Consider the following 13,007-nt stretch of genomic DNA (forward strand, 5'->3'; position numbering starts at 1 on the left):
ATTCGTTAAACTTATGAAATGTTTCATGCAAAACAAATAAGGAAATTTATGCGTAGTGTAATAGTCAAATCAAGTTCCACATCTACCGGTGGAAACGTATTACAGGGTACAGATATTCTTATAAACGATGGTTATCCCGTAGCCCTCATCGGTATGCAGGCATCCTGTCCTGTCTGCAAGAAAGGCATCGGTGATATTGTTGCGAAAGGGCCACACCAGCAATTTGTCAACGGTACGGCTATCGCTCTTGAAGGGGACATTGTGGCCTGTGGTTGCCCTGAAGGCAGCAATGTGGTTTTACCGCTGACGCGTTTAACCCAGGTTAAATGAATTTTTTATTTTTGTAGGTTGACTCGCTACGATGCAACCTTTTATTCATTACGGGAGCAGTAAAAATAATTCCCCTGCCTGAGCCACAAAAGCGATAACCTCATGGACATGATGCAATAAGTTATTGGATAAATGAATGATTAAATGAGAAGTCCGTTGAGCACTGAGTTTGCCGTCCGAACCGCCGTTACCGGGCTTTAGGTTGTCCTTATTCAGAAATTCATTACTATGGTGATCGACCGTAGTCGGGTACAGGACACAAAGCCAGAGCACGCATGGCTGAACTTCAGCCTTCAAAGCCCGGAAGAACGGTTTTAATGCGATTGCAAATACGCCCGTCACCCGTGGTGTCGTGAAGACGTTCAAGCTGCCCGGTAATGAATACACCCATAGATAACAGCAGGATCCCTTGTTGGTAGCAAGTCAGGCATCTTCAATCATTATGGGCACATAATAGCAATTTGTTTTATCAGATAATTTTGACAGTCTGATGACGAACTCTTACCGTTTGCCTCATTTACGCTGTGCGTTTTCGCTTATATACTTCCCCCCTCTGCCTTCGCAACCAGACGGATTACATGTACCAACCTGTCGCACTATTTATCGGCCTGCGCTATATGCGTGGGCGCGCAGCGGACCGCTTCGGTCGCTTTGTCTCATGGCTTTCAACTATCGGCATTACGCTCGGCGTGATGGCGCTGGTGACGGTGCTGTCGGTGATGAACGGCTTTGAACGCGAGCTGCAAAACAACATTCTGGGGCTGATGCCGCAGGCGGTACTCTCTTCGACGCAGGGATCGCTCGATCCACAAAAACTGCCCGCCCAGGCAGTGAAACTGCAGGGCGTTAATCGCATCGCTCCGGTCACTACCGGTGACGTGGTGCTGCAAAGCGCCCGCAGCGTGGCGGTTGGCGTGATGCTGGGTATTGACCCGGCGCAAAAAGATCCGCTCACGCCCTATCTGGTTAACGTCAAACAGACCGATCTGCAACCGGGCAGCTACAACATCATCCTCGGCGAGCAGCTGGCGGGGCAGCTTGGGCTGAACCGTGGCGATCAAATTCGCCTGATGGTGCCGTCTGCCAGTCAGTTCACGCCGATGGGACGCATTCCCAGCCAGCGCCTGTTTACGGTTGCCGGGACGTTCGCGGCCAACAGTGAAGTTGACGGGTATCAGATGCTGGTGAACATTCAGGACGCCTCGCGCCTGATGCGCTACCCGGCGGGCAATATCACTGGCTGGCGGCTGTGGCTCAACGAGCCTTTACAGGTCGATACCTTAAGCCAGCAAACGCTGCCGCAAGGCACCCAGTGGCACGACTGGCGCGAGCGCAAAGGCGAACTGTTCCAGGCCGTGCGCATGGAAAAAAATATGATGGGGCTGCTGCTTAGCCTGATCGTCGCCGTCGCCGCCTTCAACATCATCACCTCGCTGGGATTAATGGTGATGGAGAAACAGGGCGAAGTGGCGATCCTGCAAACCCAGGGGCTGACGCCGCGCCAGATCATGGCGGTGTTTATGGTTCAGGGGGCCAGCGCCGGAATTATCGGCGCGTTGCTGGGGGCGGTGCTTGGCGCGCTGCTTGCCAGCCAGCTTAATAATTTAATGCCGATTATCGGCGCGTTTCTGGACGGTGCCGCACTGCCGGTGGCGATCGACCCGTTGCAGGTGATTGTCATCGCGCTGGTGGCGATGGCGATTGCACTGCTGTCCACGCTGTATCCTTCCTGGCGCGCTGCCGCCACCCAACCCGCTGAGGCTTTACGTTATGAATAAAATCCTGTTGCAGTGCGACAACCTGTGCAAGCGCTATCAGGAAGGCAGTGTGCAAACCGACGTCCTGCACGATGTCAGCTTCAGCGTAGGTGAGGGTGAGACGATGGCGATTGTCGGCAGTTCCGGCTCCGGTAAAAGTACGCTGCTGCACCTGCTGGGCGGTCTGGACACGCCGACCTCCGGCGATGTTATTTTCAACGGCCAGCCGATGAGCACGCTCTCCTCTGCGGCGAAAGCGGAACTGCGCAACCAGAATCTCGGCTTTATCTACCAGTTTCATCATCTGCTGCCCGATTTTACCGCGCTGGAAAACGTGGCGATGCCGCTGCTGATCGGTAAAAAACGTCCGGCGGAAATCAACGCCAGAGCGCGGGAGATGCTGAAAGCGGTGGGGCTGGATCACCGCAGCAGCCACCGTCCTTCCGAGCTTTCCGGCGGCGAGCGTCAGCGCGTGGCGATTGCCCGTGCGCTGGTCAACAATCCGCGTCTGGTACTGGCCGACGAACCAACCGGTAATCTGGATGCGCGCAACGCCGACAGCATTTTCAAACTGCTCGGTGAACTGAATGCCTCGCAGGGCACCGCGTTTCTGGTGGTCACTCACGATTTACAGCTCGCCCGCCGCATGAGCCGCCAGCTGGAAATGCGCGACGGCCGCCTGAACACCGAACTGAGCCTGATGGGAGCAGAATAATGGCCTCGCCTTTATCCCTCCTGATCGGCCTGCGTTTTAGTCGTGGACGTCGCCGCAGCGGTATGGTGTCGCTGATCTCCATCATCTCCACCATTGGCATCGCGCTGGGCGTGGCGGTGCTGATCGTCGGCCTTAGCGCCATGAACGGTTTTGAGCGCGAATTGAACAACCGCATTTTAGCCGTGGTGCCGCACGGGCAGATCGAACCCGTTAACCAGCCGTGGAACGGCTGGAATGACAAACTCGCTAAAATCGAAAAAGTGCCGGGCATTCTGGCGGCGGCTCCCTACGTTGACTTTACCGGGCTGGTGGAGAGCGGGGCAAATATCCGCGCTATCCAGGTGAAGGGCGTCGATCCGCAGCAGGAAAACACACTCAGCGCACTGCCGCAGTACGTGCAAAACAATGCCTGGTCCAGCTTTAAGGCCGGGGAGCAGCAAATCATTATCGGCAAAGGCATTGCCGATGCGCTGAAAGTGAAGCAGGGCGACTGGGTGTCGATCATGATCCCGAACGCCAGCGCCGATCGCAAACTCCAGCAGCCGAAGCGCGTAAGATTACACGTCACCGGCATCCTGCAACTGAGCGGTCAGCTCGACCACAGCTTTGCGATGATCCCAATGCAGGATGCCCAGCAGTATCTGGACATGGGCAGCAGCGTGACGGGCATTGCGCTTAAGGTCAGCGACGTATTCAACGCGCCAGCGCTGGTGCGCGCGGCGGGTGAAGTGACTAACGATTACGTTTATATCAAAAGCTGGGTGGGCACCTACGGCTATATGTATCGCGACATTCAGATGATCCGCGCCATTATGTATCTGGCGATGATCCTGGTGATCGGCGTGGCCTGCTTTAACATCGTCTCCACGCTGGTGATGGCGGTGAAAGATAAAAGCAGCGACATTGCGGTACTGCGCACGCTGGGGGCAAAAGATGGCCTGATCCGCGCTATTTTCGTCTGGTACGGCCTGCTGGCGGGGCTGCTCGGCAGCGTGATCGGCGTGGTCATCGGGGTCACAGGTGCCTTCCAACTGACGGCTATTATTAAAGGAATCGAAAAGCTGATCGGCCATCGGTTCCTGTCCGGGGATATCTATTTTATTGATTTTCTGCCTTCAGAATTACACTGGCTGGATGTGCTGTATGTTCTGGTTACGGCGCTGCTGCTTAGCCTTCTGGCGAGCTGGTATCCGGCGCGGCGCGCCAGTAACATTGATCCTGCAAGGGTATTAAGCGGGCAATAATTTACACAAGGAGCGGGCGATGTATTACGGATTTGATATTGGTGGCAGCAAGATTGCGCTGGGCGTCTTTGACAACGAGCGGCATCTGCAATGGGAAACGCGCATCGCCACCCCACGCGACAGTTATGAATCATTTTTACAGGCGGTCACCGGGCTGGTTAACGATGCGGACGCCCGTTTCGGCTGCAAAGGTTCGGTGGGGATCGGTATTCCAGGAATGCCGGAAACTGAAGACGGCACCCTTTACGCCGCCAACGTGCCCGCCGCCTCCGGGCAACCGCTGCGTGCAGACTTAAGCCGCCTGCTGGACCGCGATGTGCGGCTCGATAACGACGCCAACTGTTTTGCGCTTTCGGAAGCGTGGGACGAAGAATTTACCCAGTATCCGTTGGTGATGGGGCTGATCCTCGGCACCGGCGTTGGCGGCGGGCTGGTCCTTGACGGCAAAGCGATCACCGGGCGCAGCTACATCACCGGCGAGTTCGGCCATATCCGTCTGCCGGTAGACGCCTTCACCCTGATGGGCTTTGATTTCCCGCTGAAACGCTGCGGCTGCGGGCAAATCGGCTGTATCGAAAACTACCTTTCCGGTCGCGGCTTCGCCTGGCTGTATCAGCATTTCTATGATGAAGCGCTCAGCGGCGAAGAGATCGTCGCGCGCTGGCAGCAGGGCGATGAAAAAGCGCGTCAGCACGTCGAGCGCTATCTGGATCTGCTGGCGGTGTGCCTGGGTAACATAATGACCATTGTCGATCCCGATTTACTGGTGATTGGCGGTGGATTGTCTAACTTTAGTGCTATAGCAGAAGGACTCGCGGCGCGTCTGCCGCGTCATCTGTTACCGGTTGCCCGCGTGCCGCGAATTGAGCGCGCCCGGCACGGTGACGCCGGAGGAATGCGCGGCGCGGCGTTTCTCCATCTTACTGAATCGCCGCAGAGGTAATTATGCAGTCGCGCCGCCTACATCGCTTAAGCCGTTTTCGCCGCAATAAACGCCGACTGCGCGAGCGTCTGCGTCAGCGGATTTTCTTCAGAGACAGGGTGCCAGAAGAGATGGAAAAACCGAGAGTTGTGGTTCTGACCGGTGCCGGTATTTCAGCCGAATCGGGCATTCGCACTTTCCGCGCGGCGGATGGTCTGTGGGAAGAGCATCGGGTTGAGGATGTGGCGACGCCGGAAGGGTTCGCCCGCGATCCGGCGCTGGTGCAGGCGTTTTACAATGCCCGCCGCCGCCAGCTTCAGCAGCCTGAAATCGCGCCGAACGCGGCGCATTTAGCGCTGGCGCGGCTTGAAGAGGCGCTGGGCGACCGCTTTTTACTGGTGACGCAAAACATTGACAACCTGCACGAGCGCGCGGGCAATAAGAACATCGTCCACATGCACGGCGAACTGTTGAAAGTGCGCTGCTCGTGGAGCGGGCAGGTGCTGGAGTGGACCGGCGACGTCACGCCGGAGGACAAATGCCACTGCTGCCAGTTTCCGGCTCCGCTGCGTCCGCACGTCGTCTGGTTCGGTGAAATGCCGCTCGGCATGGACGAAATCTATCACGCGCTGGGAATGGCGGACGTGTTCATCGCCATCGGGACGTCCGGGCACGTTTACCCGGCGGCAGGTTTTGTGCATGAAGCCCGGCTGCACGGCGCGCATACCGTCGAGCTAAACCTTGAACCCAGCCAGGTCGGCAGCGAGTTCCAGGAGAAGCATTACGGGATGGCAAGCGATGTGGTGCCGGAGTTTGTCGAGAAGTTGCTGAAGGGATTATAGCTGTCCTGGACGGGAATTCTCGCCAGCACGACTACCCCAGCGCATCCGCATCCGGCGGCTGAAATAGCGGGATAAACCGATCCATTTACGCGCTTCCAGGCGGCGGTGGTTTTGCCGCTACAGGGCAATCCCACCATCAAATGTAACGTTGTCATGATCGGGTGACGTCCTTTTCTGGCAGGTACGCCCCCCGCACAGGCGAGGGGCACAGCCGTTTAGCGTCCTGCTTTCAGCTTCTGATAATACTCTTCATAAATCGCGCTGGCGTCGCCGACATCATTCTGCCATTCGCCTTTGCTGATGGTAGCCGCATCCGGGTACAGCGATTTATCATTAGCGACGTCCGGGCTAAGCAGCTTGCGTGCTGCAAGGTTAGGCGTCGGATAACCGATGGTTTCTGCCACTTCCTTCGCCACTTCCGGGCGCAGCAGGAAGTTAATCAGCTTCAGCGCGCCTTCTTTGTTTTTGGCGTTCGCCGGGATCGCCAGGCTGTCCATCCAGAAAATACCGCCTTCTTTCGGCCAGACGATTTGCAGCGGCGTGCCTGCCTGACGGGCGACAAACGCCGAACCATTCCACACCATTCCCAGATTCACTTCGCCTTCCATATACGGGTTAGCCGGGTTATCGGAGTTAAACGCCGCCACGTTTGGCATCAGTTTTTGCAGCTCTTTATACGCCGCTTCGATCTCCTTTGGATCGGTGGTATTCCCGGAGTAGCCCAGCTTGCGCAGCGCAATCTGGAACACTTCGCGCGCGTCATCGGTCAGCAGCAGGCTGCCTTTATATTCCGGCTTCCACAAATCGGCCCAGCTGGTGACGCTTTTAGGATCGATTTCATCGCTGTTGACGCCAATCGCCGTGGCGCCCCAGATATAGGGGATGGAGTAATCGTTGTTGGGATCGAACGGCTTATTGAGCATTTCTGGATCGAGGTTGCTGAAATTGCTCAACCGGGATTTGTCGATCTTCTGGATCATGCCTTCTTTGCGCATTTTGTCGACGAAATAGGTGGAGGGCACCACCAGATCGTACGCGCCGTCTTTATAGGTTTTAAGCTTGGCATACATGGTTTCATTCGACTCATAGGTCGAATAAATCACCTTGATGCCAGTCTCTTTGGTGAACTGCTCCAGCAGTCCCGGCGGCACATATTCGGTCCAGTTGTAGAAATAAAGCGTTTTCGCGTCGTCAGCATGGGCGGCGCTCATGCCGAGAGCCAGCGCGCCCGCAGCCAGCAGATGGCGTGACCATTTTATCATCTTAACGTCCCCTCGTTTTATCGCGTGCAATAAGCTGGCTGGCAATGACCATAACCAGCGACAGAACCAACAGAATTGTTGCCAGCGCGTTCACTTCCGGTGAAACGCCGACTTTAACCATCGAATAAATCTTCAGCGGTAAAATTTCATAGGCCGGTCCGGTCACAAATGACGAGACCACCACGTCGTCCATCGACAGGGTAAAACTCAGCAGCCAGCCCGCAGCAACGGCGGGCATTGCCAGCGGCAGAATGATTTTACGCAGGATCGTCATCTCGCTGGCACCCAGATCTTTTGCCGCCTCCAGCATCCGTACATCAAACCCTTTCAGGCGCGAATAGACCGTCACCACCACAAAGGGCAGGCAAAAGGTGATATGCGAAAACAGCAGCGACCAGAAGCCCAGCTCAATGCCGAGCATCATAAACAGCACCAGCAGCGAGATAGCCATCACGATATCCGGCGACATCATCACCACAAACAGCATTCCGCTGACAAATGGCTTGCCGCGAAAACGGTAGCGGTACAGCGCCACGGCGGTCAGCGAGCCGATAAGCGTCGCCAGCGTTGCCGAAAAAATCGCCATCGTCAGCGAATGCTGGGCGGCCTGTAACAGGCTATCGTTATTCAGCAGCAGGCTATACCAGTTGGTGGTAAAGCCCTGCCAGTTAATGCCGAAGCGCGAACTGTTAAACGAATTGACGATCAGAATGATGATCGGAATATACAGATAAGCATAAATGGCGGTCATGAAACCGCCGCGAAGCAGGCGTCCGATCATTCCAGTTCCACCTTCTTGTTCAGCAACCGCGCGGCGCGCCAGTAAACCAGCAGCATCAGGCCCATCACCACCGTCAGTGTAATGCTGGTGGCGGAACCAAACGGCCAGTCGCGGATATTCAGGAACTGGCTTTTGATGACGTTACCGATCAGCAGGTTTTTCGCGCCACCCATCAGGTCAGACACGTAAAACAGCCCCATCGCCGGTAAAATCACCAGCAGGCAACCGGCGATAATCCCCGGCATGGTCAGCGGCAGAATAATGCGCACAAACGTCTGTAGCTTGTTTGCGCCTAAATCTTTCGCCGCTTCCAGCAGCGGTTTATCGAGCTTCTCAATGCTGGAATAGAGCGGCATCACCATAAACGGCAGCAGAATATACACCAGCCCGATAATTACCGCGCCGGGGGTGAACATAATGCGAATGGGCGTTTCAATAATGCCGAGCCAGAGTAAAAACTCGTTCAGATACCCTTTGGTGCTGAGGAAAATTTTCAGCCCGTAAATACGGATCAGCGAGTTGGTCCAGAACGGCACAATCAGCAGAAACAGCAGCAGCGGGCGGACCTTCTGCGGCAGTCGCGCCAGAAACCAGGCGAACGGATAGCCCAGCACCAGGCAAGCGACGGTAGCAATCAGCGCCATATTCAGCGAGTGCATCAGCACCTGAAAATAGAGCGGGTCCAGCAGACGGGCGTAGTTATCCAGCGTAAAGACCATTTTGACGAAATTAGCGTCGTCCCGGGTCAGGAAGCTGGTGGCGATGATCATCAGGTTGGGCAGAAAGACAAATACCACAAGCCAACCCACGATAGTGGCGATCACCACCTTCTGGAATTTACTTGTGTTCTTCATCAGCCAGTACAACCTCCCAGCTTTCTACCCAGTTAATCGCCATTTTCTGATCCAGCGAGTGGTCAAAATCCGGGTCGTCTTCGTTAAAAAATTCGCTGACCAGCACCATCTTGCCGTTTTCCAGCTCAACGACTGATTCCAGGGTCATGCCTTTGTAGTTACGTTCCCGCACGTAACCGACCAGCCCTTCAACGTCGCTGTTATCGTTAATTTCTTCCACCCGCAGGTCTTCCGGGCGTAGCAGCACGTTCAGGTTTTGCCCTTTTTCGACGGCGAAGTTAACGTCGATATTGCATTCGCGGCCTTCAACGCTGGCGCGCACCCGGCGCGCGTCCAGACGCTCAATCACCGTGGCGCTGAAAATATTGATTTCGCCGATGAAACTGGCGACGAACAGATTTTTTGGCTCTTCATAAATTTCGCGTGGCGTGCCGTCCTGCTCAATGCGCCCGTCGCGCATCACCACAATGCGATCGGACATGGTCAGCGCTTCTTCCTGATCGTGGGTGACAAACACAAAGGTAATGCCGAGCTTGCGCTGGAGCGCCTTTAGCTCGTTCTGCATTTGCTTGCGCAGTTTGTAGTCCAGCGCTGAGAGGGATTCATCAAGCAGTAGCAGACGGGGTTTATTCACCACCGCGCGGGCGATAGCGACACGCTGCTGCTGACCGCCGGAAAGCTGGTGCGGCTTACGCTGGGCGAACTCCTCCAGCTGCACCATATGCAGCGCGTCATTAACGCGGGGAGGGATTTCAGCGGCAGGGGTTTTTTGCATCCGCAGGCCAAACGCCACGTTTTCAAAAACGGTCATATGCGGAAAAAGGGCATAGCTTTGAAAGACGGTGTTAACGTGACGGTTCTCCGCCGGAACATCGGTAATATCCAGATCTTCCAGGCGAATGGTGCCGGTATCGACATTTTCCAGCCCGGCAATCAGGCGCAGAACGGTTGTTTTACCGCAGCCAGAGGGGCCAAGTAGCGTAAGGAATTCACCGTTATTGATAGTCAGGTTAAAATCACTGATAACGTGTTTACCATCAAAACTCTTATTGAGTCCCGCCAGTTGCACCAGTGGTGAAAGCGAACGCGGTTGTGTATTCAATTTATGACTCTGTCCCATGTAGACGTACCGGAACGCTGGCCGATACGGGGTTTGTGATTAACCACCTTAGGGTTTCTGCACATAATGTAAGGGCTGGCATTCTACGGCAAACCTTTGAAATCGCCAATCCTTGATACGTAATGGTACGCTACCTTTAATACAAAGGTCGGCTTAACGGAAAATATTCTCGTTTGCCCGCCTAAAAGTGACCTGACGCAATATTTGTCTTTTCTTGCTTACTGATAATGTTGTCACAAAAAGTGAGGGTGACCGCATGGAAAAATTACTTGAGCGTTTTTTACAGTACGTTTCTCTGGATACGCAATCGAAGCCTGGCGTGCGCCAGGTGCCGAGTACCGAGGGGCAGTGGAAGCTGTTACGGTTGCTCAAAGACCAGCTTGAAGACATGGGGCTGGTTGACGTTACCCTTAGCGAAAAAGGCACCGTGATGGGCACGCTGCCTGGCAACGTTGAAGGCACAGTACCGACAATTGGCTTTATCTCCCACGTAGACACCGCGCCAGACTTCAGCGGTAAAAACGTCCATCCACAAATCATTGAAGGCTATCGCGGTGGCGACATTGCGCTTGGCATTGGTGATGAAGTGCTTTCTCCGGTGATGTTCCCGGTGCTGCACCAGATGCTGGGGCAAACGCTGATCACCACCGACGGTAAAACCCTGCTCGGCGCAGACGATAAAGCAGGGATCGCCGAAATCATGACCGCACTGGCGGTGCTGAAAGCGAAAAACATTCCCCACGGCGATATCCGCGTGGCCTTCACGCCGGATGAAGAAGTCGGCAAGGGCGCGAAGCATTTTGACGTCGCTGCCTTTGGCGCGCAGTGGGCCTATACCGTCGATGGCGGCGGGGTGGGCGAGCTGGAGTTTGAAAACTTCAACGCTGCCTCGGTGACGATCAAAATTGTCGGCAACAACGTGCATCCGGGAACCGCAAAAGGGGTCATGGTGAATGCCCTGTCGCTGGCCGCGCGCATTCACGCCGAAGTGCCGACTGAGGAAAGCCCGGAAGCCACCGAAGGGTACGAAGGTTTTTATCATCTCACCAGCATGAAAGGCAGCGTCGATCGCGCGGAAATGCACTACATCGTGCGCGATTTTGACCGCAAGCAGTTTGAAGCCCGCAAGCGCAAGATGATGGAAATCGCCAAAAAGGTTGGCAAGGGGCTGCACCCGGATTGCTACATAGAGCTGATTATTGAAGACAGCTACTACAATATGCATGAAAAGGTGGCAGAGCATCCGCACATCATCGACATTGCCAAACAGGCGATGATCGACTGCGACATCCAGCCTGATATGAAGCCGATTCGTGGCGGCACCGACGGCGCGCAGCTCTCCTTTATGGGGCTGCCCTGTCCGAACCTGTTTACCGGCGGCTATAACTACCACGGTAAGCACGAGTTTGTGTCGCTGGAAGGTATGGAAAAAGCGGTGAAGGTGATTGTCCGAATTGCCGAATTAACCACCCGTCATCAGTAAACATTCAGGCCGGGCACTCGCGCCCGGCCTGTTAAAAACGACACCCGTTAAAACCTACAGCGAATTTACTTTAGACGAGCATCTGTCCAGCAGTTCCACGCTGCCATCTTCATTCTGCTGCTCCAGCAATACATCAAACCCCCACAGGCGATGCACGTGCTTCAGCACCTCGCGCCGTCCTTTGTCCAGCGGCACGCGGTTTTGCGGAATATAGCGCAGGGACAGTGAACGGTCGCCGCGCAAATCCACATTCCAGACCTGAATATTCGGCTCCAGATTGCTTAAATTGTACTGCGACGACAGGCGGGTACGCAGTTCCCGGTAGCCTTCTTCGTTGTGGATCGCTGAAATCTCCAGGTAATTGTGGTGATCGTCATCGACCACGCTGAACAGGCGGAAATCGCGCATCACTTTCGGTGACAGGAACTGGCTGATAAAACTTTCATCTTTAAAGTCGCGCATCGCAAAATGCAGCGTCTCCAGCCAGTCGGAACCGGCGATATCCGGGAACCAGTACTTATCTTCTTCCGTCGGCGACTGGCAGATGCGTTTGATATCCTGGAACATGGCAAACCCCAGCGCGTAGGGGTTAATCCCGCTGTACCACGGGCTGTTATACGGCGGCTGGAACACTACGTTGGTATGGCTGTGCAAAAACTCCAGCATAAAGCGCTCGGTCACTTTCCCCTCATCGTAAAGATGATTGAGAATGGTGTAGTGCCAGAACGTCGCCCATCCTTCGTTCATCACCTGGGTCTGTTTCTGCGGATAAAAATACTGGCTCACTTTGCGCACAATACGCAGGATCTCACGCTGCCACGGCTCCAGCAGCGGCGCATTTTTCTCCATAAAGTAGAGCAGATTTTCCTGCGGCTCGGACGGATAGCGGCGCGCTTCCACTACCGCTTTCTCTTCCTCGCGCTTCGGCAGGGTACGCCACAGCGTATTCACCTGGCTTTGCAGATACTCTTCCCGGCTTTTTTGCCGCGCTTTCTCTTCCTGCAGTGAAATCTTTTGCGGACGTTTGTAGCGGTCCACGCCGTAGTTCATCAGCGCGTGGCAGGAGTCGAGCAACTTCTCGACCTCATCCACGCCGTAGCGCTCTTCGCATTGGGTGATGTAATTACGGGCGAAAATCAGGTAATCAACAATGGAGCTGGCATCGGTCCAGCTACGGAATAAATAGTTATTTTTAAAGAAGGAGTTATGCCCGTAGCAGGCGTGCGCCATCACCAGCGCCTGCATGGTAATGGTGTTTTCTTCCATCAGATAAGCAATGCAGGGATTCGAGTTAATGACAATCTCATAAGCCAGTCCCTGCTGACCATGCTTATACAGGCGTTCGGTTTCGATGAACTTTTTGCCGAACGACCAGTGCGGATAATTGATCGGCATCCCGACGCTGGAATAGGCGTCCATCATCTGCTCGGAGGTGATCACTTCAATCTGATGCGGATAGGTATCCAGCCGGTAATGCTTCGCCACCCGGTCGATCTCCTGCAAATACACTTCAAGCAGCTCAAACGTCCAGTCGGGTCCATCGCTCAGACGTGTGGTGTCCTTATTCATGGAATCAATCGTAGCCATTAGCGCGCCCTCATTGTTGGCGACTCTCTCTGTCTGGAGAGCCTCATTTCAAGCATAGAACACCGGATAAAATGCGTGCAGGGCGACCTGACTTTTCTTTGCCGGTAACC

The 13,007-nt window shown here is 54.9% G+C and carries 12 protein-coding genes and 1 pseudogene; 7 read left to right on the forward strand and 6 right to left on the reverse strand.

Going from position 1 to position 13,007, the window contains the following annotated elements; translation table 11 throughout:
- The first annotated feature begins 48 nt into the window (after positions 1-48).
- The gene (locus tag RT197_RS08255; protein WP_312949122.1) at positions 49-330 is read left to right on the forward strand and encodes a PAAR domain-containing protein; all 282 of its coding nucleotides are present in this window, start codon (positions 49-51) and stop codon (positions 328-330) included.
- A 10-nt stretch (positions 331-340) separates the two neighbouring features.
- On the opposite strand, the pseudogene RT197_RS08260 reads toward RT197_RS08255, so the two are convergent.
- A pseudogene (locus RT197_RS08260) lies at positions 341-721 on the reverse strand (IS630 family transposase); the annotation flags it as partial.
- Positions 722-908: 187 nt separating this feature from the next.
- On the opposite strand from RT197_RS08260, the gene lolC reads away from it, so the two are divergent.
- Genes lolC through cobB form a run of 5 tightly spaced genes read left to right on the forward strand, consistent with a single transcriptional unit; the run spans position 909 to position 5,810 of the window.
- A complete protein-coding gene (gene lolC / locus RT197_RS08265) occupies positions 909-2,108 on the forward strand; it encodes a lipoprotein-releasing ABC transporter permease subunit LolC (protein WP_312949123.1) in 1,200 nt (399 codons plus the stop codon).
- Positions 2,101-2,802 (forward strand): lipoprotein-releasing ABC transporter ATP-binding protein LolD, encoded by a 702-nt coding sequence (lolD, locus tag RT197_RS08270; RefSeq protein WP_312949125.1) that lies wholly within the window; start codon positions 2,101-2,103, stop codon positions 2,800-2,802. Before lolC ends, lolD begins: the two co-directional genes overlap by 8 nt.
- Entirely contained in the window at positions 2,802-4,046 is a 1,245-nt protein-coding gene (gene lolE, locus RT197_RS08275; RefSeq protein ID WP_312949127.1) for a lipoprotein-releasing ABC transporter permease subunit LolE, read from the forward strand. The genes lolD and lolE overlap by 1 nt, the downstream gene beginning before the upstream one ends.
- A 19-nt stretch (positions 4,047-4,065) precedes the next feature.
- Positions 4,066-4,989 (forward strand): N-acetylglucosamine kinase, encoded by a 924-nt coding sequence (gene nagK, locus RT197_RS08280; protein ID WP_312949129.1) that lies wholly within the window; start codon positions 4,066-4,068, stop codon positions 4,987-4,989.
- A gap of 2 nt (positions 4,990-4,991) precedes the next feature.
- Complete coding sequence (gene cobB / locus RT197_RS08285) at positions 4,992-5,810, forward strand: Sir2 family NAD+-dependent deacetylase (protein ID WP_312949131.1); 819 nt, start codon at positions 4,992-4,994, stop codon at positions 5,808-5,810.
- A 215-nt stretch (positions 5,811-6,025) separates the two neighbouring features.
- On the opposite strand, the gene potD is transcribed toward cobB, so the two are convergent.
- From potD to potA, 4 genes are read right to left on the reverse strand one after another with little or no spacing between them, the layout of a single operon-like run.
- Complete coding sequence (gene potD / locus RT197_RS08290) at positions 6,026-7,072, reverse strand: spermidine/putrescine ABC transporter substrate-binding protein PotD (protein WP_312949133.1); 1,047 nt, start codon at positions 7,070-7,072, stop codon at positions 6,026-6,028.
- A gap of 1 nt (position 7,073) precedes the next feature.
- The gene (gene potC / locus RT197_RS08295) at positions 7,074-7,853 is read right to left on the reverse strand and encodes a spermidine/putrescine ABC transporter permease PotC (RefSeq protein WP_312949135.1); all 780 of its coding nucleotides are present in this window, start codon (positions 7,851-7,853) and stop codon (positions 7,074-7,076) included.
- Complete coding sequence (potB, locus tag RT197_RS08300) at positions 7,850-8,707, reverse strand: spermidine/putrescine ABC transporter permease PotB (RefSeq protein WP_312949137.1); 858 nt, start codon at positions 8,705-8,707, stop codon at positions 7,850-7,852. The genes potC and potB overlap by 4 nt, the downstream gene beginning before the upstream one ends.
- The gene (gene potA / locus RT197_RS08305; RefSeq protein WP_312949139.1) at positions 8,691-9,827 is read right to left on the reverse strand and encodes a spermidine/putrescine ABC transporter ATP-binding protein PotA; all 1,137 of its coding nucleotides are present in this window, start codon (positions 9,825-9,827) and stop codon (positions 8,691-8,693) included. The genes potB and potA overlap by 17 nt, the downstream gene beginning before the upstream one ends.
- A gap of 256 nt (positions 9,828-10,083) precedes the next feature.
- Between potA and pepT the strand changes: the two genes are divergently transcribed.
- Positions 10,084-11,310 (forward strand): peptidase T, encoded by a 1,227-nt coding sequence (gene pepT / locus RT197_RS08310; protein WP_312949141.1) that lies wholly within the window; start codon positions 10,084-10,086, stop codon positions 11,308-11,310.
- A 54-nt stretch (positions 11,311-11,364) separates the two neighbouring features.
- Here the strand turns inward: pepT and RT197_RS08315 are convergent, their stop codons facing one another.
- Positions 11,365-12,897, reverse strand: coding sequence for a SpoVR family protein (locus RT197_RS08315; RefSeq protein ID WP_312949143.1), 1,533 nt, complete (start codon positions 12,895-12,897; stop codon positions 11,365-11,367).
- Positions 12,898-13,007 lie beyond the last annotated feature (110 nt).

The organism is Superficieibacter sp., assembly GCF_032071645.1.
Taxonomy (GTDB): Bacteria; Pseudomonadota; Gammaproteobacteria; order Enterobacterales; family Enterobacteriaceae; genus Superficieibacter.

Coding starts and splice junctions, on each gene's coding strand:
- RT197_RS08255 (WP_312949122.1), top strand. CDS start 49: ATGCGTAGTGTAATAGTCAAATCAAGTTCCACATCTACCGGTGGAAAC.
- lolC (WP_312949123.1), top strand. CDS start 909: ATGTACCAACCTGTCGCACTATTTATCGGCCTGCGCTATATGCGTGGG.
- lolD (WP_312949125.1), top strand. CDS start 2,101: ATGAATAAAATCCTGTTGCAGTGCGACAACCTGTGCAAGCGCTATCAG.
- lolE (WP_312949127.1), top strand. CDS start 2,802: ATGGCCTCGCCTTTATCCCTCCTGATCGGCCTGCGTTTTAGTCGTGGA.
- nagK (WP_312949129.1), top strand. CDS start 4,066: ATGTATTACGGATTTGATATTGGTGGCAGCAAGATTGCGCTGGGCGTC.
- cobB (WP_312949131.1), top strand. CDS start 4,992: ATGCAGTCGCGCCGCCTACATCGCTTAAGCCGTTTTCGCCGCAATAAA.
- potD (WP_312949133.1), bottom strand. CDS start 7,072: ATGATAAAATGGTCACGCCATCTGCTGGCTGCGGGCGCGCTGGCTCTC.
- potC (WP_312949135.1), bottom strand. CDS start 7,853: ATGATCGGACGCCTGCTTCGCGGCGGTTTCATGACCGCCATTTATGCT.
- potB (WP_312949137.1), bottom strand. CDS start 8,707: ATGAAGAACACAAGTAAATTCCAGAAGGTGGTGATCGCCACTATCGTG.
- potA (WP_312949139.1), bottom strand. CDS start 9,827: ATGGGACAGAGTCATAAATTGAATACACAACCGCGTTCGCTTTCACCA.
- pepT (WP_312949141.1), top strand. CDS start 10,084: ATGGAAAAATTACTTGAGCGTTTTTTACAGTACGTTTCTCTGGATACG.
- RT197_RS08315 (WP_312949143.1), bottom strand. CDS start 12,897: ATGGCTACGATTGATTCCATGAATAAGGACACCACACGTCTGAGCGAT.